The organism is Phenylobacterium hankyongense (assembly GCF_003254505.1).
Classification (GTDB): Bacteria; Pseudomonadota; Alphaproteobacteria; order Caulobacterales; family Caulobacteraceae; genus Phenylobacterium; species Phenylobacterium hankyongense.
In genome coordinates this window covers 1,208,651-1,225,674 of the sequence record NZ_QFYP01000001.1, presented here as the reverse complement: position 1 = coordinate 1,225,674, position 17,024 = coordinate 1,208,651, and the positions used below count along the sequence as shown (strand labels likewise).

The following is a 17,024-nucleotide window of genomic DNA, read 5'->3' as shown; positions in this document are numbered from 1 at the left end:
CTAAGCCTCCGCGGCGTCGACGTGGACCAGCATCCAGTTGGGGTCGCGGCTCTTAAGATTGCGTTCGAAGGTCCACAGCTCGGCGGTGCGGCGGTCGTCGACCGCCTCCCCTTCCGGCCCCTTCGAGCGGCTGCGGAATTCGGCGAGGAAGCGCACGGTCAGCCGCGCCAGGTCGGAGGCGGCGACGTCGGCCTTCTCCAGGTCGGCGCGCGGCGGGTGCAGGAATTCGACGTTCTCGGTGCGGCCCTCGGACTCGCGCTGGGCGATGGCGGTGTCGAACGAGGCCATGACGCCCGGCGCCAGCAGGTTGCGCAGCGTCGGCCGGTCGCCGGCGGCGAACGCCTTGACGATCATCTCGTAGGCGCCCTTGGCCCCGGCCAGGAAGCGGCTGACGTCGAAGCTCGGGTCCCTGGCCTTCACCGCGGCCAGTCCGGTCAGCGCCACGCCCTCGTCCGCCGGCTCGGCCAGACGGTCGGGCGCCGCCGGGCGGGCGGCCGCGCCTTCGGCGGCGGGGGTATCCTCCGGCTGTCGTCCAACGCGCCGGCCCAGCACCGAATAGAGCTGGTAGAGCACGATGGCGGCGAGGCCTGCGAAGATGATCAGCTCGAGGACTTGCACGGCGGCCTTCGGGTTCGGGGACGATGTCTCGTAACGCAATATAGGACGACGGAACGCCCCCGTCAGGGGCGACGTTGCATCAGTACTGGGGCCATGATAGCCCGGCCGCCCGATTAGGCGCGACCAGAACCGCCTTTCAGCACGGATTTTAAGCCGAACTATGACCGATATCGACGTCGGCGCCGACGCGCCCGAGACCGCTCAAGCCGCCGAAGGCCCCGGCATCCGCATCCTTGCGCAGTTCGTCCGCGACCTGTCGTTCGAGAATCCCCGCGCGCCGGAAGCCCTGCGCGGGGCCGCGGCCCAGCCGCAGATCGACCTCGGCGTGGAGATGAACGCCCGCGGCCGCGACGACGGCTTCTTCGAGGTCGACCTGAAGCTCTCCGCCCGCGCCAGCCGCGAGGACGGGGCGCTGTTCATGGTCGAGCTGCTCTACGGCGGGGTCTTCCAGATCACCGGCGTCGGCCCGGAGGACATGGAGCCGGTGCTGCTGATCGAGTGCCCGCGCTACCTGTTCCCGTTCGCGCGCCGGATCATCGCCGACGTGACCTCGGACGGCGGCTACCCGCCCTTCCTGCTCGATCCGATCGACTTCGCCGGCGTCTACGCCGCGCGCAAGGCCGAGACCGAAGGCCAGCAGGTCGGTCACGCCTGATCCGACAGGCGCCGCGGAAGCCTAAAGGCCCAGCCGCCGCGCCCGACCGGCGACGGTCAGCGCCAGCCGCTCGGCGATGAGGTGATCCGGCGAGCCGGCGGTCTTGCAGGCCTTGTCGGCCGCCAGCACCTCCGGCTGCAGGCGATCCAGGTCCTCCAGCGTCCAGGCGCGCGCCTGACGCAGGAACTCGCGCTCCTGTTTCCAGAACACGCCTGAGGCCTTGGCGGCCTCGGGCAGGCCGGCCCCGCTCTTGTGCAGGGTCAGGGTGCGGCGCAGCCGGCCCAGGTGCTGGCCGATGGCGCGGACCGCGGCCGGCCCCGCCTCGCCTTCCTGGCGGGCGCGGCGCATGCCGGCCTGGGCGTCGGCCAGCCGGCCGCCGAAGGCGTCGGCGGCGGCGTCCGCCAGCGAGGCGTCCGGCTCGACGCCGAGGAACGGCTCCAGGTCGGCGGGCCCGGCCACCGCGCCGCTGCCCGGGCCGAGGAACAGGGCCAGCCGCTCGATCTCCTGGCGCGCGACCCCGCGCTCCTTCGGCATGCGGGCGACGAACAGCGCCAGGGCGTCGGCGTTCAGCGCGACATTGTCCTTGGCCAGCGTGTCGCGGACCAGGCGGGCGATGTCGCCGGGCTCGTCCTCGTAGCAGGGGATGACGGCCGCGCCGTTGGCCTTCTCCGCAGCCTTGCGCAGCGCGGAGTCGCGGCCCAGCGCGCCGGCCTCGATCAGCAGGAAGGCGTCGGGATTGAGCTCGCCGGCGGCGTGGCGGGTCAGGGCCTCGGCGGCGAGCTTGTCGGAGCTGGCCTTCTCCGCCCCCAGGCGAAGGCGCACCAGACGGCGCCCGCCCATCAGCGACTGGGCGGCGAGTTCGCCCTCCAGCCGGCCGGCGTCCTCGCCGAGGTCGCCGTCGGTGAGCTGGGCCACGTCGAAGGGATCGTCAGGCCGCGCCGTGAGCTTGCCGGCCAGCTCGGCCGCCCGGTCGCGCACCACGCCCATGTCGCGGCCGTAGATCAACGCGGCGCGGACCAGCGGGTCGGGGCTGCGCAGGAACCGCTCGATGTCGGGGCGCTTGCTGAGGATCATGCCTCAGCCCTTTTGCGGCTTGGCCCCGTTGGCGAGCCAGACGGCCAGTTCCAGCTGGATGCGCCGGGCGGCCTCCTGGGCGGCGCGGTCCTGGGCGTCCTGCTGGGCGGCGATGGAGGCGTAGGGCTGGTCGGCGCTGTCGTAGGTCAGCTCGACGCGGACCCGGCCGCGCTTGGCCAGCGAGCCGGACGGCAGGCGGGTCAGCGAATAGTCGGCGGTCAGCACGTACTCGTAGCGGGTGGCGACGTTGTCGATGCGTACGCCGCGCGGATAGCGGGCTTCGCCCAGCGCCAGGTGCATCTGGTACTCGGGCGCGATGGTGCGGTTCTTGGCGAAGGCGTCGTCCAGGTGCTGGCGGATCAGGAAGCCGGTGCGGCCCTGCGGGGCGACCACGTCGATCGCAGCCAGGTTCGAGGTGACGCCGGGCTGCGCGTAGAGCGGCGTGAAACCGCAACCGGCGAGGCCGGACGCCCCGAGGGCCAGGACCAGGGCGAGGGTGGGGGCGAGGGCGAGGCGCGCGCGCATCAGGCGGCCACGATGTTGACGATGCGATCCTTCACCACGATCACCTTGCGAATGGTCAGGCCCTCAAGGCGCCGCGCGATCTCCGGGTCGTCAAGCACGATCTTCTCCACGTCCGCGGGCTCGGCTCCCGCCGGCGCGGAAATCTCGCCCCGCCGCTTGCCGTTCACCTGCACCGGCAGGATGCGGACGGCGTCTTCCGTCAGCGCCGGATCGAAGGTCGGCCACGGGGCCTCGGCCACCATGCCCTGGCCGCCGATCCGCGCCCAGCATTCTTCCGCCAGGTGTGGGGTGAAGGGCGCGATCAGGCGGGCGAACGCCGACAGCGCCTCGTGGCGCGCCGCGGCCACCGCCGGGCCCGCCGAGGCCGGATGGGCCTTCAGGAGGTTGAGGAACTCGTAGAGCCGGGCGACCGCGGAGTTGAAGCGGAAGCCCTCGATGGCCTCGGTCACCGCCTTGATCAGCCGGTGGCTGGCGCGGCGCAGCTCGTGCGGCGCGGTCTCGCCGCCCTGGCTCGCGGCGTCGAGTTGCGGCGGCTGGCTGTCGAACTCCTCCCAGACCCGGTTCACGAACCGCCAGGAGCCCTGCACGCCGGAGGTCGACCACTGGGTGTCGCGTTCCGGCGGCGAGTCGGACAGCACGAACAGCCGCGCGGCGTCGACGCCGTAGACGTCGAAGATCTCCTCCGGCGCCACCACGTTGCGCTTGGACTTGGCCATCTTCTCGATGTCGCCGATCACCACCGGCTCGCCGGACTCGATCAGCCGGGCGCCGCGGGTGGGGCCCTCGGCGACCAGCTCCACCTCGCGCGGCTCGACCCAGTCGCCGTTCTGCCGGCGGTAGGTCTCGTGGGTGACCATGCCCTGGGTGAACAGGCCGGCGAACGGCTCGCGCACCGAGACCATGCCCTCGTCGGCCAGCGCCTTGGTGACGAAGCGGGCGTAGAGCAGGTGCAGGACGGCGTGCTCGATGCCGCCGATGTACTGGTCGACCGGCAGCCAGTAGTCGGCGGCGGCCTTGTCGACCGGATCCGGGCTGTCCGGATTGGCGAAGCGGGCGAAGTACCAGGACGAGTCCACGAAGGTGTCGAGGGTGTCGGTCTCGCGCGTCGCCGGTCCGCCGCACTGCGGGCAGGTGGTGTGCTTCCAGGTCGGGTGGCGGTCCAGCGCGTTGCCCGGCTTGCCGAACTCCAGGTCGTCGGGCAGCGCCACCGGCAGGGCGCTACGGGGCAGCGGGACGACGCCGTCGTCGGGGCAATGGACCACCGGGATCGGGCAGCCCCAGCCGCGCTGGCGGGCCACGCCCCAGTCGCGCAGGCGGTAGACGGTGGCGCCCACGCCGTCGCGGTCCGCCTCGATGCGGTCGATGGCGGCGGCCTTGGCGGTCTCGACGTCGAGACCGTCGAGGAACTGCGAATTGATGATCACGCCGGGGCCGACGTAGGCCTCCTGCGGCCGCGTCGCCATGTGGGCGGTGAAGGCCTGCGGGTCCTCGCCGGGCGGCAGCACGACGGCGCGGACCGGCAGCTCGTACTTGCGGGCGAAGTCCAGATCGCGCTGGTCGTGGGCCGGGCAGCCGAAGATCGCGCCGGCGCCGTAGTCCATCAGGATGAAGTTGGCGATCCAGACCGGCAGCTCCAGGCTGGGATCGAACGGGTGCTTGACCCGCAGGCCGGTGTCGAAGCCGAGCTTCTCGGCGGTGTCGATCTCCGCCTGCGAGGCGCCGCCCTTGCGGCATTCCTCGATGAAGGCGGCGGCCTTCGGGTCGGCGGCGGCGATCTCCTCGGCCAGCGGGTGGTCGGGGGCGACGCCGACGAAGCTGGCGCCGAACAGCGTGTCGGGGCGGGTGGTGTAGACCTCCAGGCCCTCGGAGAAGCCCACCGGCGGCGCGCCCGCGAAGTGGAACCGGAAGCGCAGGCCCTTCGACCGGCCGATCCAGTTCTCCTGCATGGTGCGGACCTTGTCCGGCCAGCGGTCCAGGGTCTTCAGGTCGTCGACCAGCTGGTCGGCGTAGTCGGTGATGCGCAGGAACCACTGGTTCAGCTTGCGCTTCTCCACCACCGCGCCGGACCGCCAGCCGCGGCCGTCGACCACCTGTTCGTTGGCCAGCACCGTCTGGTCGACGGGGTCCCAGTTGACCACGCCCTCCTTGCGGTAGACCAGGCCGCGACGGAACAGCTCCAGGAACCAGGCCTGCTGCTGGCCATAGTAGGCCACGTCGCAGGTGGCGAACTCGCGGCTCCAGTCGATGGACAGGCCCAGCTGCTTCAGCTCGGCCCGCATCCGGGCGATGTTGTCGTAGGTCCAGGCCTTGGGATCGACGCCGCGCTCCATGGCGGCGTTCTCGGCCGGCAGGCCGAAGGCGTCCCAGCCCATCGGGTGCAGCACCGAGAAGCCGCGGGCGCGCTTGAAGCGGGCGATGACGTCGCCGAGTGAATAGTTGCGCACGTGGCCCATGTGCAGGCGTCCCGACGGGTACGGGAACATCTCCAGCACGTAGTACTTGGGCTTGGCCGGATCGATCGTCGCGCGGAAGGCGTCGGCGTCGTCCCAGGCCTTACGCCACTTGGGTTCGGTTTCTTTCGGGTTGTAGCGGGCCATGAGGCGGCCTTTGGACTGGAGTTGGACGTCCGGTCAACAGGCCCCTGAAGGAACCCGAGCGCCTGTGTCGTGGACGCTCGGGATGTCGGCCGCGCCGGCTTTGCGAAGAACGAGGGCGATCAGCCCTTGATGTTCGAAAGTCGAAGCTGGCGGGCCCGCGTCAGGATGGCGTTCTCGATGTCCGTCTCGGTCTGGCTGGCGGTCGGCGATTCGACCCAGGCGCCGGAGGCGTCGCGGGCCTGCTTGAAGACGGTGACGTTCAGGCCGTCGGCGCGCAGGCGCGAATCCAGGATGTAGACGGTGCACTTGAAGCGCTCGTCCGGCTTTTCCGGGTTCACGTACCAGTCGGTGATCACCGTGCCGCCGTAGGGGTCGGCCGAGGCGAGCGGCATGAAGGCCAGGGTGTCGAGGGTGGCGCGCCACAGATAGCCGTTCACGCCGATGCTGCCGGAGCTGGCGGCCGGGGCGGTGGCGTTCTTCGAGCCGCCGAACAGCCGCGGGCCGTGTGAGCAACCCGCCAGCCCCACGAGGGCCACGGCCAGGGCTCCGGCCGAGACGCGCCGCATCAAAGTTCCGCGCACAAACGGCATGTGTGTCCGTCTCCAAGTGAAATCCGTCGCGCCATACGGACGCGCTACGGCGCCGCCCCAGCGTGGCGCCCTCTATAACAATGGTGCATGCCACGCCAAACAGGAATCGCGTGGCCTTGCCGCCACAGGGGGAGACGATTGTGGCGGCCATTGGACCCCTGCGGCCAGAGAGGAGGTTGACCTGACGGCACAGCCTTCTCTAATCGGCCCTGACCTTGCGGACCCCCAGGCCAACTGAGGGCTGCGAACGCGGGGCATAGGGGCTATATGTTGGGTATGTCGTCTCGTCGGATCACCTCGCTGATCGTCGCGACCGCGCTGCTGGGCGCGGTCGCCGGCGCGGCGCAGGCTGCCGACAAGGCCAATCCCCTGGACTTCACCGTGCGCACCGAACCTTCGGCGACCGCGCCTGCGGGCCTGAAGTCGCTGAAGTGGGACGCGCGCAAGGGCCGCTGGGGCCTGACGCTGAACATGGACCAGCCGGACGCCCGGCCGTCCACCTGGAACGACGTGGCCGCCGGCGCCTATTACCGGATCACGCCGTCGCTGCAGGTCGGCGGCGCGGTGGCGCTGGGCGACCAGCAGCTGATGCAGGGGCCGAAGAAGCTCACCCCCGACGAAGGCCAGCCCCGCGTGCGGCTGGAATCCTCCTTCAAGTTCTAAACGCCTCCACAGCCGCCAGACCGACCAGGCCCGCGTCCGCCAGACGGCGGGCCGTTTTTTCGTCGACGCCGCCGAGGGCGTAGACCGGCAGCCCGGCGCGCCGGACCAGGGCCGCCAGCCGCAGGGGCCCGATCGGCGGGCCGGCCGAGGGGCTGCGGCTCGCAAACACCGCGGAGACCACCGCCGCGTCCGCGCCGGCGGCGTGGGCGGCTCGCGCCGCGCGCAGGGAGTGGGCGGCGGCGGTGACGATCCAGCCGGGATGGGCGGTCTTCAGGGCGCGGGCGCGGGGCGCCAGCCGCTCGGGCAGGTGGACGCCGTCCGCGCCGATACGCCCGGCGAGCGCAGCGTCGGCGCCGATCAGGAGCTTCAGCCGCCGGGTCCGGGCGATGGCCAGCAGCCGCCGGGCGCGCGCGTCGGCGTCGGCCGCCCCGAAGCTCCGGAAGACGATCGCCGCGCCGGCCGGCAGGGTCAGGGCGATGGCCTCCGGGTCGGGCGTCCGCGCCGGGTCGGTGAAGAACAGCAGGGCCGGCAGCCGCCTGCCCCCCCTCAGCCCCTTCCGCCGGGCCGCACGCCGCTTTAAGAGCGCAGCCGTCCGCCGCAAGGTCCAGAACCCTGGCCAGATCCCTGAAATGACCGCCTCCCCTTCCGATCCCGCCGCCGCCTACGCCGATGTCGTGGCCCGGATCGCCCGCGCCGCGCAAGCCTGCGGCCGCGATCCCGCCGCGGTGACGCTGGTGGCGGTCTCCAAGCAGCAGCCCTGGGAGGCCGTGGCGCCGGTGCTCGCCGCCGGCCAGCGGGTGTTCGGCGAGAACCGCGTGCAGGAGGCCAGGGCCCGCTGGGACGGCCGCGCCGAGGGGCTGGAGCTGCGGCTGATCGGCCCCCTGCAGAGCAACAAGGCCAAGGAGGCGGTGGCCTTCTTCGAGGTCATCGAGACGCTGGACCGGGAGAAGCTCGCCCGGGCGCTGGCCGACGAGGCGCAGCGGCAGGGCCGCCGTCCGCGGCTCTACGTGCAGGTGAACACCGGCGAGGAGCCGCAGAAGGCCGGGGTCATCCCGCCGGACGCCGACGCCTTCCTGGCGGCCTGCCGCACGACCTATGGCCTGGAGCCGGAAGGCCTGATGTGCATCCCGCCGGCCGACGAGCCGCCGGGGCCGCATTTCGCCCTGCTGGCGAAGATCGCCGCCCGCAACGGGCTTTCGAAGCTCTCAATGGGCATGAGCGGCGATTTCGAGACCGCGATCCGCTTCGGCGCCACCAGCGTGCGCGTCGGCTCGGCGGTGTTCGGGGCGCGCAGCTAGGCGCGGATCTCCAGGGTGTCGCCCGGGCGCGCCCGGGCGAGCAGGTGCTCGAGGGCCTCGCGGGCGACCGCCACGCAGCCCTGGGTCGGCGCGAACTCGGGCCGCGCCAGGTGCAGGAAGATGCACGAGCCCATCGGCGCCGCCGGCGGGTCGTCGTTGTGGCCCAGCACCACCACCAGGTCGTAGATGCCGTCCTCGCGCCACATGGCCTCGGCGCTGGCCGGGTAGGGCAGCTTGACCGGGCGGTTGTAGGCCGGGTCGCCGGGCGCGTCGCACCAGCCATCGTCGCGGCTCAAGGCCGCGACCGGCAGCGCGGTCTGCGGCGCCGGGCCGCGGTCGGGACGGTAGAGCACGCGGCGGATCGGCCAGACCCCGGCCGGCGAGGCGCCGTCGCCCTCGCGCTTGTCGGCGGCCGGGACGACCCCGCTCGGGCCCAGGGCGCAGCGCACCTTGCGGTCGCCCAGGTCGAGCAGCCCGTCGGCGGTTGCGGTGAAGTTCACGGCGGCTCCTGAATGTTTTTGCCCCACACCCTAGATACGGTGCATGTTCCGCAGCATGGCTCAACGCAAGACCCTCCTCATCGTCGACGATGACGCGGACCTTCGTGGCGCGGTCGCAGAACAGCTCCAGGCGGAAGACTTCACGGCGCTCGAGGCGGCGACGGCGAAGGACGGCATCCGCATGGCGCAGGACGAGCGGCCCGACCTCGTGCTGCTCGACGTGGACCTGCCGGACATGGACGGCCGCGAGGCCTGTCGCGAGATGCGCCGGCTGGGTGTCGCCGCGCCGGTGATCATGCTGACGGCGGCGGCGGCCGACGACGACACCATCCAGGGGCTGGACGCCGGCGCCAACGACTACGTGGTCAAGCCCTACAAGTTCGCCGTGCTGCTGGCCCGCATTCGCGCCCAGCTGCGCAGCCACGAGCATTCCGAGGGCGCGGTGTTCCGCCTGGGGACCTACGAGTTCCGCCCGGCGGCCAAGATGCTGGTGGACGACCACCAGCGGAAGATCCGGCTGACGGAGAAGGAGACCAACATCCTGAAGTACCTCTACCGCGCCGGCGAGAAGCCGGTGTCGCGTGAGGAGCTGCTGGCCGAGGTCTGGGGCTACAACGCCGGCGTCACCACCCACACGCTGGAAACCCACGTCTACCGGCTGCGCCAGAAGATCGAGAGCGACCCGGCCAACGCCCGGCTGCTGCTCACCGAAGCCGGCGGGTACCGGCTGGCGCCCTAGCGCCCCCAAATTGCTCCCCCTCTGGGGGAGCTGTCGGCGAAGCTGACTGAGGGGGTCCTCCGAGGTTTGTGCTGACCCCCTCCACCGCTTCGCGGTCCCCCTCCCCCAGCGGGGGAGGAACTTTGGCCGCACAGTTGCTCCCGGGAGCTGTCAGCGAAGCTGACTGAGGGGGTCCTCCGAGGTCGGCGCTGACCCCCTCCGGCCCTGTGGGCCACCTCCCCCGGCGGGGGAGGAATTTTTGTTTAAAGCAGCAGGTCGGCGCTGACCGGGGCGTGGTCGGAGGGGCGCTCCCATTCGCGGACGTCGTCGTGGATGCGCGAGGCGGCGGAGCCGAGGCGGAAGGCGGCGTCCTTCAGGCCCGGCGTCACCAGGATGTGGTCCAGCCGCAGGCCGCGGTTGGAGGCGCGGAAGTCGGCGGCGCGATAACTCCACCAGGAGGCCAGCTTCTCCGGCTCCGGCGCCTGGGCGCGCGGCAGGTCGATGAAGCCGAGCGAGGCCTTCAGCGCCGCCATCGCCGCCACCTCGACCGGCGTGTGGCTGACGACCTTCGACATGTACTTGTGGTTCCAGACGTCGAACTCGCCGGGCGCGACGTTGAGGTCGCCGACCACCGCCAGCGGCGCCTTGGGGTCGCGCCGGGAGAACTCGGCGGTGAGCTTCTCGTAGAAGTCGAGCTTGTGGTCGAACTTCGGGTTGGCCTCGCGGTCCGCCACGTCGCCGCCGGCCGGGATGTAGAAGTTGTGGATCTCGACGCCGGCGACCACCGCGCCGACGCAGCGGGCGTGGCCCTCGCGGCAGACGTCCAGCGGCGGGGCGTCGGCCAGCGGCAGGCGCGAGGCGATCGCCACTCCGTGCCAGCCCTTCTGGCCGGCGATCTTCAGGTGCGGCAGGCCCATCTCCACGAAGGCCTCGCGCGGGAACTCGCCCTCGCGGCACTTGATCTCCTGCAGGCACACGACGTCGGGCGCCTGGTCGGCGACGAAGCGGGCCACCTGCTCGTGACGCAGGCGGACGGAGTTGACGTTCCAGGTGCAGATCCGAAGGCGCATGCGGTGCTCATATGGCGCCGCCGCGGGCAAAGCCAACGCGGCAAAAGAAACGCCCGGGCACTGGAGAAGCCCGGGCGTCCAGTTGTCTCTCATGCCGCCGCCGGGAGGGGATAGATTCCGGCACGGCACGCCGGAGCACAGGGCGCCGACGTGGTAGTGATATTAACGCCACAACTATGAAGAAAAGTCAACAGATCAAAAGTTAATGCTTGCCCGTGACTTGCGCATCACACCTTTCCGCGACCGACGTTCTTCGGGCGAGGGTCCTTGAGGACGAACAGCGAAGGATCGAGGCCCGAGGCCCGCTCCAGGCCCAGCAGGCGCACCCGTGTGGCGCGGCCTTGGGCGTCGGTGACCGTCCACCCGGCCAGGCCGAGCGGATCGTCGGTGAAGGTGAGCGCGATCTGGCCGGCGGTCTGCTTCTTGCCGTCGCGCGCGGTGATGGTGAAGCCGTCGGCGAGACGGCTCACCGCCGTCACCTGCACGCCGCGGTCGAAGCGGATGTTCTTGGCCAGGAACAGCGACAGCGGGGTGGCGAACAGCGGGTACTTGTCGAAGGTCTTCAGCCGGGTGTCCTGCACCGACACCGCCGCGCCGTCGGAGACCACCAGCAGGCCGGACGGCGGCGCATAGGCGAACCGCGCCTTGCCCGGACGTTGCAGGTAGACCTCGCCCTCCGTGGTCAGGCCCCGCGCATCGGTCTGGGTGAAGCGGCCGCGGGCCTCGGTCAGGCCCTGGAGGTAGGCGGTGGCGCGCTGCACCAGCGCCTGGTCCGCGGCGGAAAGCCCGGCGGACTGCGCGACGGCGGCAGTCGCGAAGGGGGCGGCGGCGAGGGCCAGCGTCAGGCTGCGGCGGGTGAGACTCATCGGGGACTCCATGCGCAGGATGCTAGCGCCCCCGCGGGGCGGCAATAGGGCTCAATCGGGGCGGGTCGTGCAACGCCCAAGCTTGGAGGCTCGTTCCGACGCCATGGACCCGATCGAGACCCTGAAGGCACGGCTGGCCAAGGCGGTGGCCGAAGAAGACTACGAGACCGCCGCGGCGCTGCGCGACGCCATCGGCCGGCTGGAACGCGGCGAAAGCAACCTGCGCGAACAGGTCCCCGGGCGCATGGGCCTGGGCTCCAGCCAGGAGGACTACGTCCGCGATCCCGCCCGGCCGCTGCCGAAGAAGCCGGACCCGATGACCAAGGGCCACAAGCCGGGCGGCCGGCGCAGCCGCTAGGGGGCGGCGCTGACCAGGATCTCGCGCTTGCCGGCGTGGTTGGCGGGGCCGACGACCCCCTCCTGCTCCATGCGCTCGATCAGCGAGGCGGCGCGGTTGTAGCCGATCTGCAGGCGGCGCTGGATGTAGCTGGTGGACGCCTTGCCGTCGCGGGTGACCACGGCGACGGCGCGGTCGTAGAGGTCGTTGCTCTCGCCGCCCTCGCCGCCGAACCCCAGGTCGCCGGCCTCGCCCTCTTCCTCGCCGCCGGCGGTGACCTCCTCGAGGTACTGCGGCTGGCCCTGGTCGCGCAGGAACTTGGCCACGGTCTCGACTTCGCCGTCGGAGACGAAGGGGCCGTGCAGGCGGGTGATGCGGCCGCCGCCGGCCATGTAGAGCTGGTCGCCCTGGCCCAGCAGCTGCTCGGCGCCCTGCTCGCCCAGGATGGTGCGGCTGTCGATCTTCGAGGTGACCTGGAAGGAGATCCGGGTCGGGAAGTTGGCCTTGATGGTGCCGGTGATGACGTCCACCGACGGGCGCTGGGTGGCCATGATCAGGTGGATGCCGGCGGCGCGGGCCATCTGCGCCAGCCGCTGGACGGCGCCTTCGATGTCCTTGCCGGCCACCATCATCAGGTCGGCGACCTCGTCGATGATCACCACCAGGTAGGGCATCGGCTCCGGATCCAGCCGCTCGCTCTCGTAGATCGGCCGGCCGGCGTCGTCGAAGCCGGTCTGCACCGTCCGCTCGAAGTGCTCGCCCTTGGCGGCGGCCTCCTTGGCGCGCTCGTTGTAGGAGGCGACGTTGCGGACGCCGATCTTCGACATCCGGCGGTAGCGGTCCTCCATCTCGCGCACGGTCCACTTCAGCGCGACGATGGCCTTCTTCGGGTCGGTGACCACGGGGGCCAGGAGGTGGGGGATGCCGTCGTAGACCGACAGCTCCAGCATCTTCGGGTCGATCATGATCATCCGGCACTGCTCAGGCGGCAGGCGGTAGAGGATCGACAGGATCATGGCGTTGACCCCCACCGACTTGCCGGAGCCGGTGGTGCCGGCGATCAGCAGGTGGGGCATCTTGGCGAGGTCGGCGATGTAGGGCTCGCCGCCGATCGTCTCGCCCAGCGCCATGGGCAGGCTCTGGCCGCCGCGCTCGTACTCGGTCGAGGCCAGCAGGTCGCGCAGGTAGACGGTCTCGCGCCGGGCGTTGGGCAGCTCGATGCCGATGGCGTTGCGGCCCGGGACCACGGAGACCCGGCAGGCGGCGACGCTCATCGAGCGGGCGATGTCGTCGGACAGCGCCACCACCCGGGCCGACTTCACGCCGGCCGCGGGCACCAGCTCATAGAGGGTGACCACCGGGCCGGGGCGGATCTGGTCCACCTGGCCGCGGACCCCGAATTCGGCCAGCACGCTCTCCAGCAGCTGGGCGTTCTGGCGCAGGGCGCCCTCGTCGAACTGGGCGGCGCGGGGCTTGGGCTTGGCCAGCATGCCGAGCTCGGGCAGGGCGAAGCCGCCGGGCTTGACGAAGTCGAAGGTGGATTGCGCCTCGCGCTGCTCGCGGAAGCTCTCCTTCGGCGGCGCCTTGGGCGCCTTGACCTTCAGCTGCGGGCCGGCGGACTCCCCCTCGCCGGGGGCGTCGGGGGCCGGATCGAGGGCGGCGGCCATCCCCTGCGCCGCGGCCTCGCGGCGGGCGACGCGGGCGGCGCGCTCCGGCTTGACCGGCGGCTTGGGCTTGGGCTGCAGGCGGGCGGTGAGCCAGGCGCCGGCGCCTTCCAGGTCCATGCGGGACAGGCCGATGCCGTAGCCCAGGGCGAACACCGCGCCGGCGACGAGCGCCAGGGCGGCGACCGGCTGCGCCAGCGGCACGTGGGCGTAGGCGATGAGGCCGGCCAGGCCGTGCAGGACGGCGTCGCCCCAGAAGCCGCCCAGGCCCTTGGCGAGCGGCCAGGCGGCGGGCGGCGCGGGCCAGGCCAGGGCGCCGGCGAGCGCCAGCAGGCCGAGCGTTCCGACGGCGGCGCGCAGGCGCAGGTGGCCCCGGCTCAGCTCCGGCTGGGCGGCGGCGACCCGCGACAGGCCCAGCACCACCATCAACAGGGCGGCGACGCCGGCGGCGAGGCCCAGGGACTGCACGCCGATGTCGGCCAGGGCCGCGCCGGGCCGGCCCAGGGCGTTCAGCGGCGCAGCGGCGCCGGCGGCGTTGAGGCTGGGATCGGCGGCGTTGTAGGTGGCGAAGGCGACAGCCAGGCCGACCCCGGCCGCCGCGGTCAGGCCGCCCCGCAGCCGGGCGGTGTTCGGGTGCCCCCAGGCCAGCCCCGCGATGTGCAGGACGAGCTCCGTGCCCGTTTTCCGCGCCGCCCGCGCCATGCATCCGCTCCGTCCGAAATCCAGCTCCTGTTTGCGGGCGAGACGGTTAAGAGCCCATTTACTTTGAGCGTTCGCACGCGGTTGCGGCCGGATGCCGCTTCCGCTCGACGCCTCGCCGCATTAGGGTCCCGCGCCATGCAATGGACCATGCCCCGCCGCGTTCTGCAGGTCGTCGCCGGACTGATCGGCCTGGCCGCCGTCGGCTCCTTTTCCATGGGTGTGATCAACGCCCCGTCGCGCGGCCGGCTGCCCGGCGAGAAGGCGCCGGGTGAGGCGCCGTCGACCATGATCCAGGCCACCGAAGCCACCCCGCTCAGCCAGGAACGCATCGAAGGCCCGCCGCCGCCGCCCGAGCTGACGCCGGAAGAGAAGGCCAAGCAGGACGCCGACAAGAAGGCCCGGGACGCCGCCGCCGCCGAGCGGCTGGCCGCCGCCGACAGCGCCGCGGCCAACGGCGCCGCGCCGGGCGCCCCGACCCTGATCACGCCGCCGGCGGCGGGCGACCGCGTGGGCGACCTGCTCGACAGCGTCACCCCGCCGCCGTCCGAAGATCCGCCGCACTAGGCATTCGGGCCGGCCCAGGCAGGCGCCACGGCGCAGTTATCCGGGAACCGATCGGCTCTCTGGGACGTCACGTTGGAGCGGCGCGTGCGTCTTCGCGTCCAGGGGGACTGATTGTGGCCGACGACAACATCGCCCAGGGCAGGGCGACGATACGCTTCCTCAGCGGCGACGGCGAGATGGCCGCGCGCATCCGGGCCTACGACTGGTCGGCGTCCCTCGGGCCGATCGCCGCCTGGCCCGGCAGCCTGAAGACCACCGTCGGCCTGCTCGTCCATTCGCCGGTGCCGATCGTGCTGCTGTGGGGCGAGGACGGCGTCATGATCTACAACGACGCCTATTCGGTCTTCGCCGGGGGCCGCCACCCGCAACTGCTCGGCAGCAAGGTGCGGGAGGGTTGGCCCGAGGCGGCGGACTTCAACGACAACGTCATGAAGGTCGGCCTCGCCGGCGGGGTGCTGGCCTACCGCGACCAGGAGATGACGCTCTACCGTTCGGGCAAGCCCGAGCAGGTGTGGATGAACCTGGACTACTCCCCGGTCATCGACGAGAGCGGCCGCCCGGGCGGGGTGATCGCCATCGTGGTCGAGACCAGCGAGCGGGTGCTCGCCGACCGCCGGATCCAGGCGGAGCAGGAGCGCCAGCGCCAGCTGCTGCGCCAGATGCCGGGGTTCGTGGGCGTGCTGTCGGGGCCGGAGCACGTCTACGAGTACGTCAACGAAGCCTATGTGACGATCTCGGAACGCAGCGAATTCCTCGGCCGCACCTTCGCCGAGGTGTTCCCGGACCTGACGGGGCAGGCCTTCCTGCCGCTGCTGGACCAGGTCTATGCGACCGGCGAACGGCACGTGGCGCGGGGCATGGAGCTGCGCCTGCACGGCAGCGACCAGACCCAGTACATCGACTTCCTGTTCGAGCCGACCCGCGACGCCAAGGGCGAGGTCAACGGGATCTTCATCGGCGGCTATGAGGTCACCGACGCCTACCGCGCCGCCGCAGCGCTGCGGGAAAGCGAGGCGCGCCTTCGCGAGCTGAACGCGGCGCTGGAACGCAAGGTCATCGAGCGCACCCAGGCCCGCGGCCGCACCTGGCAGGTCAGTCCCGACCTGATGGGCGCGCTCAACTCGCAGGGCTATTTCGAGACCTCCAACCCGGCCTGGAAGAGCGTGCTCGGCTGGTCGGAGGAGGAGGTCGCCAGCATGTCGATCTTCGAGCTGCTCCATCCCGACGACGTCGAGCGCACCCGCAGCGGTTTCGACCTGACCCAGCAAGGCCAGCCGGCGATCCGCTTCCCCAACCGCTACCGCTGCAAGGACGGCAGTCACCGGTGGATCTCGTGGGTCGGCGTGCCCGAGGACGGCATGGTCTATTGCAGCGGCCGCGACATCACCGAGGAGAAGGCCGCCGAAGCCGAGCTGGCCCAGGCCCAGGAGGCCCTGCGGCAGGCGCAGAAGATGGAGGCGGTCGGCCAGCTCACCGGCGGCATCGCCCACGACTTCAACAACCTCCTGGCCGGGATCAGCGGCAACCTGGAGCTGCTGGAGAAGCGGCTCGGCGACGGTCGGCTGTCCGGCATCGAACGCTACATCGCCGCGGCCCAGGGCGCCTCGCGGCGGGCGGCGGCCCTGACCCAGCGGCTGCTGGCCTTCTCGCGCCGCCAGACGCTGGACCCCAAGCCGGTGGACGCGAACCGGCTGATCGCCGGCATGGAGGACCTGATCCGGCGCAGCGTCGGCCCCGACGTCGAGGTGGAGGTGGTGGGCGCCGGGGGCCTGTGGCGGACCCGGGTCGATCCCTCGCAGCTGGAGAACTCGCTCCTCAACCTGTGCATCAACGCCCGCGACGCCATGGCCCCGGCCGGCGGCCGGTTGACCGTCGAGACGGCCAACAAGTGGCTGGACGACCGCGCCGCGCGGGAGCGCGACCTGACGCCGGGCCAGTACGTCGCCCTCCACGTCACCGACACCGGCTCCGGAATGACGCCGGAGGTGATCGCCCGGGCGTTCGACCCCTTCTTCACCACCAAGCCGTTGGGCGAGGGCACCGGGCTCGGCCTGTCGATGATCTATGGCTTCGTGCGGCAGTCCGGCGGCCAGGTGCGGATCTACTCCGAGCTCGGGAAGGGCACGACCATGTGCCTGTACCTTCCCCGCTACACGGGCCCCGACGAGGTGGCCGAGGACGTGGCGGCGGCGGCGGCGATCGATCCCGGCGAGGGCGAGACCGTGCTGGTCATCGACGACGAGCCGACCGTGCGCAGCCTCGTGGTCGAGGTGCTGGAGGACAACGGCTACACGGCGGTGGAGGCGGCCGACGGGCCCGGCGGCCTGCGCATCCTGCAGTCCGACGCCCGCATCGACCTCCTGATCACCGACGTCGGCCTGCCCGGCGGGATCAACGGCCGGCAGGTCGCCGACGCCGCCCGCACGGTCCGGCCGGACCTGAAGGTGCTGTTCATCACCGGCTACGCTGAGAACGCCGCCATCGGCAATGGCCACCTGGAGGCCGGCATGGAGATCATCACCAAGCCGTTCGCCATGGCCGCCCTGGGCGCCAAGATCCGCGAGCTGATCGACCGCTGAGGCG

The 17,024-nt window shown here is 71.8% G+C and carries 17 protein-coding genes; 7 read left to right on the top strand and 10 right to left on the bottom strand.

Features of this window, described 5'->3' with window-relative positions:
* Window positions 1-618, bottom strand: coding sequence for a TIM44-related membrane protein TimA (gene timA, locus DJ021_RS05915; RefSeq protein WP_111456666.1), 618 nt, complete (start codon window positions 616-618; stop codon window positions 1-3).
* A gap of 160 nt (window positions 619-778) precedes the next feature.
* On the opposite strand from timA, the gene secB reads away from it, so the two are divergent.
* Entirely contained in the window at window positions 779-1,273 is a 495-nt protein-coding gene (gene secB, locus DJ021_RS05910) for a protein-export chaperone SecB (protein WP_111456665.1), read from the top strand.
* A 21-nt stretch (window positions 1,274-1,294) separates the two neighbouring features.
* Here secB and holA read toward each other — a convergent pair whose 3' ends face one another.
* The 4 genes from holA to DJ021_RS05890 form a co-directional block, all read right to left on the bottom strand.
* Window positions 1,295-2,347 (bottom strand): DNA polymerase III subunit delta, encoded by a 1,053-nt coding sequence (gene holA / locus DJ021_RS05905; RefSeq protein ID WP_111456664.1) that lies wholly within the window; start codon window positions 2,345-2,347, stop codon window positions 1,295-1,297.
* Between the two features lie 3 nt (window positions 2,348-2,350).
* Window positions 2,351-2,872, bottom strand: a complete 522-nt coding sequence (gene lptE / locus DJ021_RS05900) for an LPS assembly lipoprotein LptE (protein WP_111456663.1) — start codon at window positions 2,870-2,872, stop codon at window positions 2,351-2,353.
* Window positions 2,872-5,469: a leucine--tRNA ligase gene (leuS, locus tag DJ021_RS05895; protein WP_111456662.1), complete on the bottom strand. Its 2,598-nt coding sequence runs from the start codon at window positions 5,467-5,469 to the stop codon at window positions 2,872-2,874. Before leuS ends, lptE begins: the two co-directional genes overlap by 1 nt.
* Before the next feature lie 119 nt (window positions 5,470-5,588).
* The gene (locus tag DJ021_RS05890; RefSeq protein ID WP_111456661.1) at window positions 5,589-6,059 is read right to left on the bottom strand and encodes a DUF3576 domain-containing protein; all 471 of its coding nucleotides are present in this window, start codon (window positions 6,057-6,059) and stop codon (window positions 5,589-5,591) included.
* Between the two features lie 276 nt (window positions 6,060-6,335).
* On the opposite strand from DJ021_RS05890, the gene DJ021_RS05885 reads away from it, so the two are divergent.
* A complete protein-coding gene (locus DJ021_RS05885; protein WP_111456660.1) occupies window positions 6,336-6,722 on the top strand; it encodes an NtrZ family periplasmic regulatory protein in 387 nt (128 codons plus the stop codon).
* On the opposite strand, the gene DJ021_RS05880 is transcribed toward DJ021_RS05885, so the two are convergent.
* Window positions 6,712-7,323 carry a thiamine phosphate synthase gene (locus tag DJ021_RS05880; RefSeq protein WP_207801775.1) on the bottom strand — a complete coding sequence of 204 codons (612 nt, stop codon included), beginning with the start codon at window positions 7,321-7,323 and terminating at the stop codon, window positions 6,712-6,714. The two genes, DJ021_RS05885 and DJ021_RS05880, sit on opposite strands and share 11 nt — an antisense overlap.
* Window positions 7,324-7,351: 28 nt before the next feature.
* Between DJ021_RS05880 and DJ021_RS05875 the strand changes: the two genes are divergently transcribed.
* Window positions 7,352-8,020, top strand: coding sequence for a YggS family pyridoxal phosphate-dependent enzyme (locus DJ021_RS05875; RefSeq protein WP_111456659.1), 669 nt, complete (start codon window positions 7,352-7,354; stop codon window positions 8,018-8,020).
* On the opposite strand, the gene DJ021_RS05870 is transcribed toward DJ021_RS05875, so the two are convergent.
* Window positions 8,017-8,520: a L,D-transpeptidase family protein gene (locus tag DJ021_RS05870; RefSeq protein WP_111456658.1), complete on the bottom strand. Its 504-nt coding sequence runs from the start codon at window positions 8,518-8,520 to the stop codon at window positions 8,017-8,019. The genes DJ021_RS05875 and DJ021_RS05870 overlap by 4 nt on opposite strands.
* Window positions 8,521-8,563: 43 nt before the next feature.
* Here DJ021_RS05870 and DJ021_RS05865 point away from each other — a divergent pair, with 43 nt between their 5' ends.
* Window positions 8,564-9,259 carry a response regulator transcription factor gene (locus DJ021_RS05865; protein WP_111456657.1) on the top strand — a complete coding sequence of 232 codons (696 nt, stop codon included), beginning with the start codon at window positions 8,564-8,566 and terminating at the stop codon, window positions 9,257-9,259.
* Window positions 9,260-9,501: 242 nt separating this feature from the next.
* On the opposite strand, the gene DJ021_RS05860 is transcribed toward DJ021_RS05865, so the two are convergent.
* Complete coding sequence (locus tag DJ021_RS05860) at window positions 9,502-10,308, bottom strand: exodeoxyribonuclease III (RefSeq protein WP_111456656.1); 807 nt, start codon at window positions 10,306-10,308, stop codon at window positions 9,502-9,504.
* A gap of 227 nt (window positions 10,309-10,535) precedes the next feature.
* Complete coding sequence (locus DJ021_RS05855) at window positions 10,536-11,174, bottom strand: LolA family protein (protein WP_111456655.1); 639 nt, start codon at window positions 11,172-11,174, stop codon at window positions 10,536-10,538.
* Between the two features lie 103 nt (window positions 11,175-11,277).
* Here DJ021_RS05855 and DJ021_RS05850 point away from each other — a divergent pair, with 103 nt between their 5' ends.
* On the top strand, window positions 11,278-11,532 hold the full coding sequence (locus DJ021_RS05850) for a UvrB/UvrC motif-containing protein (protein ID WP_111456654.1): 255 nt from the start codon (window positions 11,278-11,280) through the stop codon (window positions 11,530-11,532).
* Here the strand turns inward: DJ021_RS05850 and DJ021_RS05845 are convergent.
* Window positions 11,529-13,877 carry a DNA translocase FtsK gene (locus DJ021_RS05845; RefSeq protein ID WP_111456653.1) on the bottom strand — a complete coding sequence of 783 codons (2,349 nt, stop codon included), beginning with the start codon at window positions 13,875-13,877 and terminating at the stop codon, window positions 11,529-11,531. The two genes, DJ021_RS05850 and DJ021_RS05845, sit on opposite strands and share 4 nt — an antisense overlap.
* Before the next feature lie 147 nt (window positions 13,878-14,024).
* Here DJ021_RS05845 and DJ021_RS05840 point away from each other — a divergent pair, with 147 nt between their 5' ends.
* On the top strand, window positions 14,025-14,441 hold the full coding sequence (locus DJ021_RS05840) for a hypothetical protein (RefSeq protein WP_111456652.1): 417 nt from the start codon (window positions 14,025-14,027) through the stop codon (window positions 14,439-14,441).
* A 176-nt stretch (window positions 14,442-14,617) separates the two neighbouring features.
* The gene (locus tag DJ021_RS05835; RefSeq protein ID WP_111458990.1) at window positions 14,618-17,020 is read left to right on the top strand and encodes a PAS domain-containing protein; all 2,403 of its coding nucleotides are present in this window, start codon (window positions 14,618-14,620) and stop codon (window positions 17,018-17,020) included.
* Window positions 17,021-17,024: the final 4 nt, after the last annotated feature.